The organism is Phycisphaerales bacterium AB-hyl4, from assembly GCA_041821185.1.
Classification (GTDB): Bacteria; Planctomycetota; Phycisphaerae; order Phycisphaerales; family Phycisphaeraceae; genus Natronomicrosphaera; species Natronomicrosphaera hydrolytica.
The window spans coordinates 56,327-73,013 of sequence record JBGUBD010000006.1; the positions used below are offsets into that span (position 1 = coordinate 56,327).

Below are 16,687 nucleotides of genomic sequence, written 5' to 3' on the forward strand. Positions count from 1 at the left end.
TCCCTTGGGGCGGCGGTCTTATCGCTCGGCGTGATGGTTCCGCCGGCGGTGGCACAGGACACCCAGTGGGACGCCGGCACCGGCGACTGGTTTGATGACGCCAACTGGAGCAACAACGAACCCACGGCAAGCAGCTCCGTGACCATCGACAACGACGGCACAGCCAATATCCAGTCTGGCGGCGCAACGGCGCAGTACATCTACGTAGGCGATACCGATGGCAACTCGGGCTTTATCCGAATCACTGGCGGTGGCGAGTTGACCACCTCCGATGACGGGTCGAACTGGACCAGTGTCCTCGGCCGTTTTTCAAACAGCACCGGCGAGATCACTGTTGACGGCGATGGTTCCGTCTGGAACAACCTCGGCAACACACACGTTGGTAGTAATGGTAGCGGCACACTGACCATCAGCGATGGTGGGCTGGTCATCACCGGGAACAACTTCCTGCTGGGGCAATACCCTGGCTCGACCGGCATACTCAACATCGGCGACGGCGGCGCGGCCGGCATCCTCGACACCGCCAGCGTTCACGGCGGCAGCAGTTTTGGCAGCGGTGGCCCAGCCATCCTCAACTTCAATCACACTGACAGCGACTACTGGTTCACCAGCGACGGCACCGCCGACGGCGATGCCATCAGCATCACCGGCAGCACCGAGGTCAACACCCTCGGCTCCGGCTGGACCACACTCACCGGCACGCACGACTACGCCGGCGGCACGCAACTCTACGACGACAGCACACTGCGCATCCACGACGCCGACCTGACCACCCGTCGATTCTTCGTTGGCGTCGACGACGGTGACAACGCTGTCCTGCGGATCGAAGATGGCTCGACCGTCGTCTCCGGCCAGGGCAACATTGCGGCCGACTACAGCGTCATCGGCGTTTACGCCGACAGCGTCGGAACCGTCATCGTCGATGGGGCCGACACAAGCTGGATCAGCCCCGCCGACTTGTTCGTCGGCGAAAATGGCATGGGTACGCTCTACGTCACCGGCGGCGCGACCGTGGAATCAGGATACGCCTTCGTCAGCGGGGGTAACCATTCAACCGGCCAAGCGGTGATCCACGGCGAAGACTCCACCTGGACGGTCAACGAAGACCTCTACGTCGGCAGCTACGGATCGAATGCGGACGGCCAAATGATGATCGCCAACGGTGGCGTCGTCAACGTCGCGGGCGACTTCATCCTCGCTGACAACTCCACCAGTTGGGGGACGCTGACCATCGGCGATGATGGGGCCGCGGGCATTCTCAACGCCGATCGCATCGAGCAAGGCAGTGGCATCGCAACCCTCCGGTTCCACCACACCGACAGCGACTACTGGTTCACCAACGACGGGACCGGCGACGGCGAGACCATCCAGTTGGCCGGCCGCGTCATGATCGAGCACAACCAGACGGGAACCACCACCCTCACCGGGCAGGTGACGGATCAGTACACCGGGCGCATTGACGTTAATCGTGGCACACTGCGTTTTGACAACGCCACCTTTGAATCCACCGAAGCGCTGCGCGCCAACGTGGACGTTGGCGATATCACCACGATGGAACTGATCAATGGCAGCCACGTCACTGTCAGTTCGACGGAACTCGGCGCTGCCGCCGACGCCGACAGCACGCTGATCGTCGCCGGCGAAAACACCACCCTCACCACCGACTGGATGTACCCAGGATGGGAGGGCAACTACACGATCTTCGTGGAAGATGGTGGCACGATTGACGTGGTCAACGACATCTGGTCGACCGGCGGCCAGATCACCGTCGACGGCGAAGGCTCCAGACTCGCGGCCGATGCATGGTACATCGGCTGGGAAGCAGATCACGATGACACGCTGACCGTCACCAACGGCGGCAAGCTGATTGGTCGCACCAGTTTCGAATTGGCCAATGGCGTCGATGCCTACGCGACGCTGAACATCGGCGACGGTGGCGCGGCCGGCATCATCGACACCGAAACCATCACAACCGGTGACGGCACGGCCACCGTCAACTTCAACCACACCGACAGCGACTATCGCTTCACCCGCGACGGCACGGCCGACGGCGATGATGTCATCATCGCTGGCAGCACCAGCGTCAACCATCACAACACCGGCACGACCACGCTGTTCGGCACGCACACTTACACCGGCGATACCCGTGTTTCCGCTGGCACGCTCGTGGTCAACGGCTCGATTGCCGACTCCGACTTCGAAGTCACCGGCAGCGGCACGCTCGGCGGCACGGGCACGGTCGGCAACCTGCTTTTGAGCCAGGGCACGCTCCGGCCCGGCAACTCCATCGGCACGCTCACCGTCGACGGCGACTACATTCACACCAGCAATGCCACGCTCGAAATCGAAATCAACGACGGTGGCAATCAGCCCGGCGTCAACAACGACCTCGTCGAGGTCACCGGCGACGCCACGCTGCAGGGCGGCACGGTCAGCGTCCTCGCCGAGCCGGGCAACTATAAAGATGGCACCCAATACACCTTCCTCCACGCCGACGGCTCCGTCGTCAGCACGTACGACCAGATCACCGTCAACCTCGCCCACCTCTTCACCGCCGAACTGGGCTACACCCACCACACCGCCTACTTCACGCTCCTGCTCAACGACACCGAATATGAATCGCTGGGCCTCAGCGGCGACCAGCGCGGCGTCGGCAAGGTGCTCGACGACCTCTTCCCCACCGCCACCGGCGACCTCGCGGTCCTCTTCAACGAACTGGCGGGCCTCGACGACAACGACGCACGCAACGCCATCCAGCAGCTTTCCGGCGAAACCACCGGGGCCAGCTCGACCGCCGTCGTGCAGGCGACCACCGGCGCTCGCAACACCGTGTTCAACCGTATGCGCCCGGCCGTCGGCAGCCTCGCCCTCCCCGGCCCGGCAACCAGCTTCGACGGCGGCTCGCTCTCGCTCGCCAGTGCCGACACCCAGCAGTCGGCTCGTTTGCTCGCAGACATGCGCGACCAACGCCAGTGGCTCGCCTGGGTGCAAGGCTATGGCGAGTACGGCGACGTCGACGGTTCGAATACCACCACCGGCTTCGACTACTGGACCGGCGGAGCGATGGCGGGCGTCGACCGCAGCCTCAATGACAACTGGCTCGTCGGCCTCTACGGCGGCTACGCCCGCTCACGCGTCAGCAGCGACGGCGGCCGACAGAAGATGAACATCGACCACTACCTGCTCGGCCTGCACACCCGCTACGACCGCGACCGCTGGTACGGCCTGGCAAGCGTCTTCACCGGCTACCAGCGATACGACAACGAACGCAACCTCCGCTTCGGCGGCATCGACCGCCAGGCAGACGCCACGTTCAGCGGCGGGCAGATCGGCTCGGCCGTCGAGCTTGGCCGAACGTATGAGAAGTCGAACTGGACCATTCAGCCGCTCGCCGGCGTGCAGTACGTCTTCGTGCATCGCGAAGCCTACACCGAGTCCGGTGCGGACGCGGCCAACCTCGAACTGGGCCACGACGACACGCACTCGCTCCAGTCGAGCCTGGGCGTCAACCTTGCCCGTGCGTTGTTCGACCACGGCGACACGCATGCACAGCTTCATCTGCGGGCTCGTTACAACTATGAGTTTCTCGATGATGGTGGCACGGTCAGCGCCCGCTTCGCCGGCAGCGGCGGTGATGCGTTCAGCGTCGACTCGGCCGAGCTTGGCCGACACAGCGGCCAACTCGGCGCGGGCATCGGTTGGCAGATGAACGAGCGGACGAACCTGCACGTCGGCTACGACGTGCAGTTCAACGATCGCTACCACGCCCACCACGGCATGGCGACGCTCAGCTTCGCGTGGTAAAGCCACCATAAGCGAATCGAAATCAGCATGAATCTCGCGGCGTCACGTCTCCAACCGAGGCGTGACGCTTTTTTTATTCGAGTGAAACGAAACCTCGTCAATGCGATGGGCCGATTCAACCAAGTGGCCGCAAGATGGTGTTGCTCAGAGGCCGATCATCACCCAAGCCCCACGACCTCAGCCTTCGCTGTCTGTAGGACCTACTTGAGAATAAACTGTGTGGTGCCCCTCTGGCAGTTCCGGCGAATAGCCGAACATTGGGATGATTCGCCCCTTCCCCATCATGAAGATAAGACGGCTCGCACCCAAGCCGCCGGGTTCATCACGCGGACGCCGTGGCGATGCCGAGCGGGGAAGTGCTTGATGTTGCCGGTAACGAGGGAATCCACCCGACCGGCCGCAGCGACTTCCAGAAACATCGCATCGTCCGGATCCGGCAGCACCGCCCCCGGCAGCACCACCCCCAGCGGCACCGCCGCCACGAGTTCGCCCGTCTGCTCCAAGAACGTGAGCACCTCGGCGACCGCCTCGGGATCGAAGCCGAAGCGGGGTCGAGCCAGCACCTCGCGGTACTCCCCGAGGATGCGAGCGTCGTAGCAGAGCCGTACCCGCTCGGAGAGCAGCAGTTGCAGCACCTGGGCCGGCGGCCCGTTCGGCGACAGCAGCCCCGCGACCAGGACGTTGGTATCCAGCACGATCCTCATCGGCGTCGGTCCTTACGGACTGCGGTGATCTCCTGCTCGATCGCCGCCGCCGAGAGCTGGTCCCGACCGGCCTGGGTCGCCTGTTCCTGCAACTGCTTGACCGCCCGAAGGGCTCGGGCCTGCCGCAACTCCTGTAGTGACTGCTCGAAGTGGGCTTCGTCGGTGGCACTGACGATGGCGATGGGCTTGCCGTTGCTGGTCAACACCAGCTCCCCCTCGCGGGCCAGCTCCCGCCAGACCTCAGCTGATTTCCCACGCAGTTCACGGACGGAGACAAACTTCACGGCGTAGACTCCCGTTCAAAGGGTTCACGACTGCAACACAATAGTGTACGCAATCGTCACCCAGAAGGCTATACTTTTGCCACGATCCTGTCGACCCTCGACGCCGGCGACCTTCCCCAGATGGCTCTTGTCGGTTGTCCGCCAGCCGGAGCGTTGCCGTGGATGCGCATCCACGGCGCATCCACAGCGGCCCTCCCGATACCTAACAAACGGGGCCTGCCGCAAATCGTGAGAGTGTCGACTTTGGGTGGTTTTTCGATGTGGTGGTCGACTGCCACGCCAGGTTCCGAGCCCGTGGGAATAGGCCGAGAATAGCGTTTTCGCCGGGTGAAATGGACAAAAAAGAAGCCCTGTGGAGGGTTTCCACAGGGCTGTTCATTGAAAGCGGGTGAAGGGATTCGAACCCTCGACATTCACGTTGGCAACGTGACGCTCTACCACTGAGCTACACCCGCATAGGGAGTTATTTGCTATCAAGGGTTTACGTTCGGCCGAAATCCATTGTTTGCCAGATTTCTTGCCACTTTTTCCCTTGCTCGCATAAGCTTGACCATGCGAGGGAGCACATAATAGCGAGGCAGGCGGAAAATGGCAAAACAAGGCCGACGCGGCAGGCCGACGCAGTCGTACACGACCAGTTGGGGCGAACCCATTGTGAGGCTGGTCCGGGCACCGACGGCCGCTGGCGGGTCATGGTGACAGGCACGAGGTTTACAGAAGCCGATGAGCGACGGGCCATCGCCTGGTTTCGCACCATGGTCGAGCTGGGCATGGTAGAGATGCCGTCGCACTTCCAACCAGCGTTTCGCCTGACCACCGATGGCTTCTCCCGGGTGACGCTACGCCGAAACGCCGGGGAGCGGGTACTCAGGGGGGCTACGCGAGTTGATCTCGCAGCCCGCTTACGTTGCAGTGATGGTCGGTATTCCCGAGTTGGCGAACCTCCGGCGCCTGCTCATGCCGAAGCCCCTGATCGCGATTGAGGAACTGATCGCTACGTACGAGAAGAACAACGCCAGCACGGGCCGGGCCAAGCAGCGGGCGCTTTACCTCATCCTCGACGCAAGCTCGGTGATCTCGAACGTTTGCTCGTCGATGAGTTCCGCGACCTGGCCTATGGCGAAACGAACTTTAGCGATGAGCTTGATGACCATCGCACATTCAAATTCGCCAGCCGGATCAGTCATCAACTCGGCTACAGTTTCGCATGTCGGCTGGTCGAGCATTTTCGTCGTGGCGAGCTGTTGGAGAGTCTGAAATCAGTCGCTTCGCTGGGCCCGGTCGCATTGGGCGTTGCGCCATACATCGCTGCGATGAAGACACAGCACAAGGACGAACCACTGTTGCAGGCGACGGCCGCACGCTTCGCCTGTGCTCAGGATCAGATCGGCCGAAGCGGCAAGCGTGCCTGTATACCTACACCGACGTACGGCATCGCCTTCGTCAGAACGCACTCGACGGGGCTCGAAAGTGGACGTGGGAAGCGGCGTTTGGTGAGCTTTGGCGACTGTGCGACACGCTCCTGCCAAAGCCGACGGAGCATCGCGACGACATTCCCCGCCGGCCAGCCGTTGAACATTCGGCCGCTTGATCGGGACGATACAGGCCTTTGTGGATCAATCGCACTTGCGGCGCAAGATTGCTGGATCGAATTGCCGTATCGCTGTCAGCAGTTCGTGTGACTGGCCTGTCTTCGTGAGATAGACAGCTGCGCCGGCTTCGATCATGGCTTTCGCCCGGTCTTCTTCAGCGTACATTGACAGGCCAATGATACGGATATGCGGCTGACCGGCGTGGATGATGCGTGTCGCTTCCACGCCATCCATCTGTGGCATTGAAAAATCCATCAGGATGACGTCCGGGCAAAGTTGGCGCACCCCGGCGACCGCTTCGATACCATCCGCCGCTTGGCCGACGACTTCGATGTCAGGCTCTGCTTCCAGTAATGACCCGAGGCCTTGGCGCATGACCGCGTGATCGTCGACGATCAAAACCCGAATGCTGCTTCCGTCTGTTGCATGGGCAGCGGGCGTCTTGAATGGCTCGGATACGCCAGTGTGTAGTGTTGCCGAGTGTGAGCCGGGCACGGCAGGGCTTGCCTGATCCGTCAGCAACGGGACGAACAGCGTGAAACGCGTGCCGCGGTCGATGGCGCTGTCGACTTCCATGCGCCCGCCGAGGTGATCCAATCGCTCACGGATGCTGAAAAGGCCGAAGCTGGTACGCTCCGGATCCGTGTCGCTGATGACTGCTTTGAAATCGAACCCCACGCCCTGATCTTCAACCACGACGCGAAGCTGTTGGTTGTCGTACTGACTCAGACTCACGACAACCTGTTTCACGCCGGCATGCTTGGCAACGTTAAGCAGCAGTTCACGGACCACTTCGTAGATCAACAGCTTGATGTCGTCACGGTCGATGGGCGTGAAATCATCGACATTCAGTTCGACCGCCAGGCCGTGCTTGTCCTTCATCGAGCGGGCGAGCCAGTTCAGTCCAGCGGAGAGGCCCGCCTCGTGCAGGATGGGTGGCGACAGTTCGACGGTGAGTGATCGCGAAGCGTTGATCGATTCGTTCAACAGCGATTCGAGCTGCGCGACATCCTGATTATTCTTGGGCAGATGCTTAGCCAGAATCGCCAGTCTGAAACTGGCACCGACGAGGATTTGCTGAAGGTGATCGTGCAGAATTTTCGCCAGCCGCTGTCGTTCGCGATGTTCAGTCAAGGTCAGTTGTGACGTCAGGCGGACGAGTTGGTCGGCCCGGTGTTGCAGTTCGATGGTTCGCTCACGGACGCGCTGTTCCAGTTCATCACGCGATCGCCGGAGGTCTTCTTCCGCGAGTTTGCGGTCATGCACATCGAAGACCGAGCCGATGTAGCCGAGCCATTCGCCTTTCGCGCTGAAACGGGGCCGACCCGCATCGATCGCCCAGCGGTACTGGCCGTCGTGACGGCGGAGGCGATAGTCGAACGAGAAGGGCTCGGTGTTTTCGGCGGCGCCAAGAAACGTGCGAATTGCCCGCTCGCGATCCTCCGGATGCACCGCCTGAGTCCATCCCAAGCCAAGGGCATGGTCTTCGCTCTGCCCGGTGTACTCGAACCAGCCTCGACTGAGGAACACGGCTTGATTGTCCCTGTCAGTGATCCAGAGCATGGCGGGCGCGGTGTCCGCCATCATGCGAAACCGCTGTTCGCTTTCGCGCAGCGCTTCCTCGGCCTGATGGCGTTCGGTGAGATCGAACATCGAGCCGATCATGCGGTACGCGGTGCCCGTGTCATCGCGGGCGATGTAGCCGCGATCCAGAAACATCGCATATGAGCCGTCACGTTTGCGGAAGCGATATTCCGCGGACCAGCTGTCCCGGCCGCCATTGATCGCTGCCTCCATGCCTTTGACCACCCGCTTTTGATCCTGAGGGTGGATGGCATTTTCCCACTGTTCGATCGTCGAGCCGAACTGCTCCTTTGTGTAGCCGAACTGCGTCACAATCGCGTCGTTCCAATCAAGGTGATTGGCTACCATATCCCAATCATAGATCAGATCGTTTGTCGCGAGATTGACCAGTCGGAAGCGTTCTTCGTTCTCGCGCAGTGCTTCCTGGGCGATTTTCAGGTCGTGCACGTCGGTGGCGGTTCCGAACCATTTGATCGTTCCGTCGGTTTCGGTCATCGGCGTGGCGCGGCTGAGATGCCAGCGCATCGAGCCGTCTGCCATTCGAATGCGATGTTCGCATGCATATATGCCGCCGGTTGTGATCGCGTTTTGCCACGCCGCAATGGTGCGATCCTCGTCTTCGGCATGCAGCGCGGGTTGCCATTGCCAGTTCCCATCCGCGTCTTGTTTAATCCCAGCGAAGTCTTGGACGCGGGAGTTGTAATACTCGACCACGCCGTCGGCGTTGGCGGTCCAGACCAGTTGCGGCATCGCGTCGGCGAGCTGACGAAAGCGCTTTTCGCTTTTCCGCAGACGCCGCTCAGCCTGAATTTTGTCGGTGATTTCCGTGCAAGGGCAAAACACGCCGGCGACGTCGCCGCGCTCGTCACGAATCGGTGTATAGGAGAAGTCGAAGTGTGTTTCTTCCGGGTAGCCGTGGCGGTGCATGATCAGATGAATATCGTCCATGTAAATGGACTCGCCGGCGTAGGCACGGTCGACCAGCGGGGTCAGATCATCGACGATTTCTTCCCAGACCTTCAGGAACGGTTGGCCCAGAGCTTTGGGATGCTTTTGCCCAAGGATCTCCGCATAGCGGTCGTTGTAGAGCAGTGCATGGTCGGGGCCCCAGAGGGCGAACATCGCCTGGTTGGATCCGAGCATCACGCTGACGAGTGTGCGCAGCGGCTGAGGCCAGTGCTTCGGAGGCCCGATGGCCGTGGCTGTCCAATCGTGCGAGCGGAGCCGTTGGCCCATCTCGCCGCCCCCGGCTAAAAACGAATAATCATCAGCCATCTCTTTGTAGAACTCGCTGGATGCTCATGCTGGACCGGTATTGAACGCATTACTGGGTTGGCAATGAGGTTAGCCAAAGTATAGCCCCGCAACGGCCATAACTCACTTGCTCCGCGTGAACACAGGAACAAGAGCGAGAAGCACGCAACCGCTCGGCCATGACAATGATATTGCCTGGACAGTCGGGCACCATCCACGGATAGATCGCCGGGCAATCAATCGCCAGTCGCTTGTGTTTTCATGCCCGACCCGAGGCGTTCAGCTGCCATGGGAGCGGCCTAGGGCCCGGCGGCGGTGGCAGGGGTGACGCTGAAAAGGATCGTCGCAGCGAGGGTCCCCGTGCCCAGATTGATGGTCGCACTCGGGCTCAGCAGGTTTGCGCCGGGAAACGGCTCAATGCTGCGTGCGTGCCAGCCGCGATCGTCCGCCCAGCCGGACTTGCCCGCGGGGATGAGGTAGGGCATCAGCCGACGAAGGTTGGGCAGGTTGGGCCCCATGTCGAGGCCGCCGAGGTTCAGTTGCATGGCATGGGCGTAGCCTTGGAACATCGACGGCGCGGTGGACTGCAGGTCGGCGAAGGCGAGGCGTGCCCCGGCGGGCGGGTTACCCAGGCGTTCGCGGACACGTTGGAACTGGCTGCTTTGCGGCAGGGCGTTGCCCGGCCGAAGGGTGTGGGCATGCGCGGCGGCGACGGTTTGCACGCTCGTGCCGACGTATAGCCGATTGCTGGCGATTGCCCATGCGAAGGTGTAGTTGCCACTGGGCGTGGTGTATTGGTAGATGGTCATGCCATCGCGTTGCGTCTGCTCGACGGCGGGCTGTTCGGGGTCGTGGCCGTTGAGTTGTTCGACGAGTTGGGGCATGACTGCTTCGATCGGCCGACCGTCGCGTAACTGGTGGACGAGGCTGACGCCGGGCCCGGCGGGGCTGATGAAGGTCGGGTCGCTGTAGAACAGCCATAGTTCGCCGAGGCCGGCGGTAAGGGCTTTGCGGATTTCAGCGTTGACCGGGTCGGCCTCGTGATGGAGTCGGTGCAGGGCATTGTCGACCGCGTTGAGGATGACTTGCGCGTCAAGCCGATAGGCCGACAGCCACGATGCGGAGCGGGGGATGGCGCGCAGTTCGCGGTCGTTGATCGGCTCAGCGTCGAAGAGGCGGGCGAGGCCTTGCCTTGGCGCGGGCGCGTCGACGAACAGTTGGCCTTGCCACAAGCGTTGTTGGAAACCGCCGGCGTAGACGGCGCGTTGCATGCCGTTGAGGTCCAGCTCCGTAATGAATGCGTCCAGATGCGAGGGGTCGACCATCAGCCCCGGCAGGGGGGCGCCGTCGCCTATCCGACGGGCGACTCGTTTGATGTTGATGTAGGCGAGCAGGGCGGGGCTGTTCATGACCTGTCGGCGGGCATGGCTGAAATGAGTATCGCGGCTAAGCGATCGCCAGACGATGTGGATATCGCGCACCTGTTGTTCGTCATAGCCGACCATCAGGCCGAGCCGTTCGCCGTCGTCAATCCAGGTAGCCGGGGTGTTGTCGTCGGTCATGGCGCGTTCCCATTGCTGGAGCGCCTGGCGGACCTGTCGGTCGTGCTGGCCGGGCTTGACGATGATGCCGATGCGTAACGTCGGTACGGCGACGTCGGGGCCGGCGCCGAGCCTTTCGGTGACGGACGCCGGGTCGCCGACGAACATGACCCACGGCCGCTGCCACAGCACGCGTTCGAGTTGGGTGATGAGGCGGAAGATCTGCCCGGCGTGTTCGCCGAGGAACATGCCCGCGATCGGCAGCAGGCCGACGACAACCTGGTCGACGTTGGTGTCGCGTCGGACCGACCCGAAATGCGACTGTTCGAACGCTTCGCCCATCGCGTCCGTGCCCTGCCAGCCGAAGTAGAGCATCGCGTCATCCGGCACGTGGTCGAGCATGAAGTCGGCCTGCACCGCGTCGGCGGCAGTCATCGCAAACGACGCGGCCACGAGTACACATACCCCAAACACGCGATCCATCAACATCGGTTGCCCCCTGCGCGGAAAAAGAAAAGTGGCTGGCGGAGAGCCCTGGCGAATCTTTAGATACTCTCGACCCCCCGCGCCCCTTGGCACGCGCAGCCTGAAAAGATTGGTCGAGACTCTCAGCCGCTGGACAGGCCTTTCAGCTTACGAGTCTAAGCAATTCTGTCGACGGCACCAATGAAAACCACGCGCGAGCGTCATCATTTTTTCGACGCAATGCACGCTTGGGCGAAAAGCGACACTTTTCTATCGAACGGTTGAGGTGCAACCAGGGTCAGGACGGCGAGTTGGAGTCTGGCGTTGCAGGCACGCCGGCTTCGGTGGTCCAGCGGAGCACAGCTTCGACGAATTGCTTGCCCCGCTGCTCGAAGTGCGTGAACTGGTCCCACGATGCACAGCCGGGCGAGAGCAGGACGACGTCGCCTTGCCGGGCTCGACGGACGGTCTCGCGGACCGCGTGATCAAGCTCGCCGCAGCGGACGACCTCGGCGGGGTCATCGCGCCAGCCGGCGGCCCCACAGGATTCGAATGAGGCGGACGGGCCGTGCACGTCCGCCCAGTCGTCGTCGGTGGTGAGCGTGGCCGCGGCGCGGGCGAGCGTGTCGCCGGTGTCGCCGATGGTGTAGATGGCTTTGCAGTGGCGTGCGGCGTGATGGGCGAGGTCGGTCAGGTCGCTTTGCTTGTCGTAGCCGCCGAGGATGACGTGGACCGTGCCGGCGGGGAAGCTGTCGATCGCGCGGCGGGCGGCGTCGGGCGTGGTCGACTTCGAGTCGTTGAAGAAGCGCACGCCGACGTGCTCGGCAGCAAACTGAAGGCGGTGCGGCAGGCCGGCGAAGTCGGCGAGCGATTCGATCAGGTGGTCGGCATTGCAAAACGGCGCGCCGGCAAAGTCGGCGGCGGCGATCGCGAGCAGGGCGTTGATGCGGTTGTGCGCCCCCGGCACGCTCAGCGGCGGGAAGTCATCGCCGACCGGCTCGATGATCCGCTCGCGGACGCGCGTGGCCAGCGGCACGGCAAACTGCTCAGCGGGCCCGAGCACGGCCCCGTCGCCCGGACGCTGATAATCGAAAATGGCCTGCTTCGCTGCGGCGTAGCTTTCCAGTGAGCCGTGCCAGTCGAGATGGTTCGGCTGAAGGTTGGTGACAACGGCGATGTGCGGCGACCAACTGGCCTCGCGAAGCGATTCGAGCATGAAGCTGGACAGTTCGAGCACGACCCAGTCGTGGACGTCGATCGCCTCGGCATGGCCGTCGACATGTGGCAGCAACGAGCCGCCGAGGTTGCCGCCCAGCCAGACGCAGGGCGTGCGTTCGTGTTGTTGGGCGACCGCTTTGCGCAGGATATGGCCGATCATGGCGGTGACGGTGCTCTTGCCTGCCGAGCCGGTGACGCCGATGACACGCTGGCGGTTGGGCAGGCGCTCGACGAGCAGGCGAATCTCCGTGGTCACGGGCACGCCCGCCTGCCGTGCGGCCTGCACATAGGGGTCGCGATGCGCCGGCACGGCCGGGTTGACCACAATCAGGTCGGCGTTGGTGAAGTCGCTTTCGCGATGCTCGCCCAGGCGATAGTCCACGCCCGAAAGGTCGTCCAGCTTCGCAAGACTCTCGCTTAGCTGCTCGGCTGGCTCGCGATCGGTCAGCAGTACGCGCGCGCCTTGCCTGACGAGAAACCGCGTGACCCCCACGCCGCCGCCGAAGCGTCCGAGCCCCATGACCACCACCCGTCGGCCGGCGACTTGCGTGAGGCGGTCGGATGTCGACGTTCGCCGTCCCGTCATGGTTCCCCCCTCACTTGCGGAGGATGGTGAAGTTGCTTGCACGCTTCGAGTCGGATGCGATTGCTCTCCCGGTTACTGAACCTCGAACTCAACATCGTGACTGTCGTTGGGGCCGAGGTGATAGCGTTGGATCGTGATGCCGGGGCTGACGAGGAAGTAGAGGTACAACTCGTCATCGCTGCCGATCGACGCGGGCCGGGGCAGTTGCGTGGCAGAGCGGATACGGCTGTCCAGGTCGACGCGGATTTCCTGGTCGCCGCCCGACTTCAACCAGACGTAGGCGACGGGGTCGATGCGCTGGCCTCGGTGGTCTTCGAGTTGAATGCCATGCACGCGCTCGGCGGCTTGGTGGATCTGGCCCAGCAGGGAGCGGGCGGCGCGGACGTCGGCTCGGAGGCGGACCATGCGCTGATGGCTGGGCTCGTGAATGCTGTCGACGCGGGTGGCGTCGGTGAGTCGGCCGCCGCCGCGTCGCACTTCGCCCGTGCCGGAAACGATGCTCGTGCCATCGTAGTTAAAGCGTGGGGCATAGTTCTTACTGAACTGACGGTCCAGACGGTTCGTCTGTTCCAGCGGCCCCTCGGCCTGGCTGGGGGCGGGGCGGGTGTCAGTGTCGTCGTCCGCGTCGGCCGATTCGGTCCGCGTCGGCTGGCCGAGGGCGGCCAGCAGCGTGTCGGCCTCACTGACCGGTGAAATGCCGCGCAGCGGGTAGCGAACCTGACGGATCAGGGCGAACACCGGCTCATGGTCAGCGGGAACGATGAAAGCGAAGGCGAAGTTCGCGCTCTGGTCGCTGGTGTATGCGACCACGCGTTCGTCGAGGAAGGGGTAAAGCTCCCGCCGATCGCCGGCTACATCGTCCTTGCTGAAGGCGACGGGGAAGTTCGGTTGCAGGCGGAGTTGGTCCGTCTCGCGGCCGCGGGTGACCAGTTGCACCTGTGCCGGGCCGATGCGGATCGTGCCCCGGTCGTAACCGGCCGCGTGCTGCTCCCACTGTGTATCGAGCACGATCAACTGCTGGCCGGCCTGCTGAGCACGTTGGCCGAGCGCTTCGGCCAGGTTTTCAGGCAGCGCTTCGCCGGGCAGGCGGTATTCGATGAGTTGCTGAATCTCGACCATGTCCGGATCGACGACAAGCGACGCGTGCTCGTCATAGCGGAAGCGGAACAAGGCGGACTGGGCAACCAGGTTCGGCCGATGTGTTTCCAGGCTCGCCGGCGTGCCCCAGGGGGCGAACGCGCCGCTTGAGAGCCCGCCGAAGAAACCCGCCGCCAGCTGGTCGGCCGGCACCCAGAGGTCGCTGCCGGTTTTCTGTGGCCGATCATCGGGGCCGATGCTGTAAGGCTGGTAGCCGCCCAATGACATGGGCAAGGGCATGAAGCCGATGCCGATGATCATCACGCCCGCCGTCAGCAAGCCGCTGGCCAGCCCGCAAAGCCCGCCGCCGATGAGGTTGGCCAGGTTCTGAAACTGCGCATTGCCCGGCACGAACTTGTCCAGCATCGTGCGAATCAACGAGAGGCAGATGATGAACAGACTAACGAGCGAAATGCCCCAGGCGTAATGGCTCGCCACCGTGCCCGTGCCCAGCAGCCAGTATGCGGCCGGCTCCCACAGCGCAAACGCCAGCGCGCCCGCCGCGACCACCGCCGCCAGGTGCAGAAATGCGGAGAAAAGCCCCTGCGTGTACCAGTAGAACGCCATCATGCCGACGAAACCAACGACGATCAGGTTGGTGATCATGACTGCCTCCCAATGGAGAATTTCGGATTTGGGATTTCGAATTTCGAATGCGTCAGCCGCGATCGCTGCCCCTATTCGAACTCTGAAATCCCGAAATTCGAAACGCCCTTTGTTACCCTTGTTTCACTTCCGGCTGGCGCGCTGCACTGCCGCTGCCGCTGCTGTCCGCCACGGGCGCGCCGCTTCGGCCGCGACTGCCGCCGCTGCCGAACTTGTCGCCCAGCACGCGGGTGATTTCCTTGATGTCCGTCACACCCTCGTAGGCGACCTTCGCCAGTGCTGCTTCCTGCAGCCAGAGCATTTTCTGTTTGCGCACATGCGATCGCAGGCGATCGAGTTGGTTGTTGGCGATCAGCTTTCGCCCCTCAGCATCGATCACCATCACTTCGAACACGCCCACGCGGCCGCGATAGCCCAGGCCGAAACAGGTATCGCATTCCACCGGCTTGTTGTTTTCCATCACCTTGCCCGAGGCACGATAAAGCTTGCTGACCTTGTCTACGGGCAGGTTGAGCTTCTTCAGTGCCGCCGGGTCGGGCTTGTAGGCCATTCGACAAGTCGGGCAGAGCTTGCGCACCAGCCGCTGCGAGATGATCGCCGAGATCGATTCGCCGGCGGCGCGGTATTCGCCCACCTGTTTGATCCAGATCTTGAGTGCTTCGAGCGTATCGGCAGCGGCGAGCGGCACGTAGAATCGGCCGTGCTCGTAGTTCTGCGTCAACAGCTTCGCGGTCTGGCGGTCGGCCAGACGGGAAACGAGCACCACGTCCGGATCGCTGCGCAGAAGAATAGCCAACTGCTCGTTGTAGTCGTTGGCGGCCTGTCCCTCAGGCTGGGCCTTGTGGCTGATGCCTTCGATTTCAAAGTCGGGATCTTCGGTAAAGGCGTTGATGCTAGAGGTGTAGGGATCGTGTGCCTGAAGCAGGCTGTAAAGCGTCGTTGTCGTTCCCTGGCGGGGTGGCGCAGCGACGAGCACGACACCGCCTCGTTCTTCGAGTACGGGTTGGAGTACTTTGCGCTGACTTTCGAGCATGCCGAGCTTCTCGATCGGCGTATCCATGCGATGATGCGGGTCGATGTCCAGCGTCATCACGAGCCCGCGCGTCGAGCCGGCAGTTTCAACTTCCAGCCGATGCCCGCCGAGTTCGTGAGCGTCGATCTTTACTCGGCCGATTTGCTTCTTTCGGCGGTCGTCCACGTCCAGGCCCGCGGCACGCTTGAGATAGTCGATGAACTTCATCGCCATCTCCGGCTCGATGGTCGGCTGAGGATACTTCACGCCGTCGATGCTCACGGTAAAAGCAGCCTGCTTGGAGTCCACTGCGATCTCAACGCGTTGCGCGCCGCGTGGCAGGGCGAAGTCGAGCACGGATTCGAGCACCTGGTGAGCGCCGGCGTCCTGATCATCACCGCGCGGCACGGATTTCGGGTTGCCGTCCTTGCCGACGAGTGAGATGCTGGCTCGGCGAAGGGCCTGAGCTTCCTGGTAGCTTTCCAGGCGTCGGGTGAATGATTCGAGGGAGAAGGTCCAGCGTGCGTTCGCGGGGACGAGTTGGTTGCGTTGGTAGGCGTAGCCGAAGATTTCGCCGCCGACGATCACGAGGCACAGCAGCAGGCCGACGAGGTAGATCGGAATCAGCAGCAGCAGGCCGAAGCCAACGACGGCCGCGCCAATATGGGCGAGGTTCCACATCTGTCGCTTGAGGTGAAAGTATTCCGCGTCTTTATCCAGCTTGCTGACGGTCCAGGCCCAGACACCCAGCAGGACGATGGCCAGCAGTGGCTTGACCACGCTCATCAACATGACCGCCTGAGCTTCAGCGACAACGTAGATCATTGGTGATTCCCAGTTTTTTCGACCAACGGCCAACGACTTCGCAGAAACGCGAAACAGGCCGCTGTGCATCGTAGC

Annotated in this window: 9 protein-coding genes and 1 tRNA gene; 2 read left to right on the forward strand and 8 right to left on the reverse strand. The window is 62.7% G+C overall.

Annotated features, from left to right (window positions below):
- The first annotated feature begins 48 nt into the window (after window positions 1-48).
- Window positions 49-3,804, forward strand: a complete 3,756-nt coding sequence (locus ACERK3_10780) for an autotransporter domain-containing protein (protein MFA9478781.1) — start codon at window positions 49-51, stop codon at window positions 3,802-3,804.
- Between the two features lie 281 nt (window positions 3,805-4,085).
- Here the strand turns inward: ACERK3_10780 and ACERK3_10785 are convergent, their stop codons facing one another.
- From ACERK3_10785 to ACERK3_10795, 3 genes are all read right to left on the reverse strand, one after another.
- The gene (locus ACERK3_10785) at window positions 4,086-4,508 is read right to left on the reverse strand and encodes a putative toxin-antitoxin system toxin component, PIN family (GenBank protein ID MFA9478782.1); all 423 of its coding nucleotides are present in this window, start codon (window positions 4,506-4,508) and stop codon (window positions 4,086-4,088) included.
- Complete coding sequence (locus ACERK3_10790; GenBank protein MFA9478783.1) at window positions 4,505-4,792, reverse strand: type II toxin-antitoxin system Phd/YefM family antitoxin; 288 nt, start codon at window positions 4,790-4,792, stop codon at window positions 4,505-4,507. The genes ACERK3_10785 and ACERK3_10790 overlap by 4 nt, the downstream gene beginning before the upstream one ends.
- A 383-nt stretch (window positions 4,793-5,175) precedes the next feature.
- Window positions 5,176-5,247: transfer RNA gene (locus ACERK3_10795), tRNA-Gly, on the reverse strand.
- A gap of 630 nt (window positions 5,248-5,877) precedes the next feature.
- Between ACERK3_10795 and ACERK3_10800 the strand changes: the two genes are divergently transcribed.
- Window positions 5,878-6,474 carry a hypothetical protein gene (locus ACERK3_10800; GenBank protein MFA9478784.1) on the forward strand — a complete coding sequence of 199 codons (597 nt, stop codon included), beginning with the start codon at window positions 5,878-5,880 and terminating at the stop codon, window positions 6,472-6,474.
- Here ACERK3_10800 and ACERK3_10805 read toward each other — a convergent pair.
- From ACERK3_10805 to ACERK3_10825, 5 genes are all read right to left on the reverse strand, one after another.
- A complete protein-coding gene (locus ACERK3_10805) occupies window positions 6,409-9,243 on the reverse strand; it encodes a PAS domain S-box protein (protein ID MFA9478785.1) in 2,835 nt (944 codons plus the stop codon). The genes ACERK3_10800 and ACERK3_10805 overlap by 66 nt on opposite strands.
- A 278-nt stretch (window positions 9,244-9,521) precedes the next feature.
- Window positions 9,522-11,252, reverse strand: a complete 1,731-nt coding sequence (locus ACERK3_10810) for a hypothetical protein (GenBank protein MFA9478786.1) — start codon at window positions 11,250-11,252, stop codon at window positions 9,522-9,524.
- A 274-nt stretch (window positions 11,253-11,526) separates the two neighbouring features.
- Window positions 11,527-13,032, reverse strand: a complete 1,506-nt coding sequence (gene murD, locus ACERK3_10815; GenBank protein MFA9478787.1) for a UDP-N-acetylmuramoyl-L-alanine--D-glutamate ligase — start codon at window positions 13,030-13,032, stop codon at window positions 11,527-11,529.
- A gap of 72 nt (window positions 13,033-13,104) precedes the next feature.
- Window positions 13,105-14,775: a CvpA family protein gene (locus ACERK3_10820; GenBank protein ID MFA9478788.1), complete on the reverse strand. Its 1,671-nt coding sequence runs from the start codon at window positions 14,773-14,775 to the stop codon at window positions 13,105-13,107.
- A 112-nt stretch (window positions 14,776-14,887) separates the two neighbouring features.
- The gene (locus ACERK3_10825) at window positions 14,888-16,612 is read right to left on the reverse strand and encodes a GspE/PulE family protein (GenBank protein MFA9478789.1); all 1,725 of its coding nucleotides are present in this window, start codon (window positions 16,610-16,612) and stop codon (window positions 14,888-14,890) included.
- Between the last annotated feature and the right edge of the window lie 75 nt (window positions 16,613-16,687).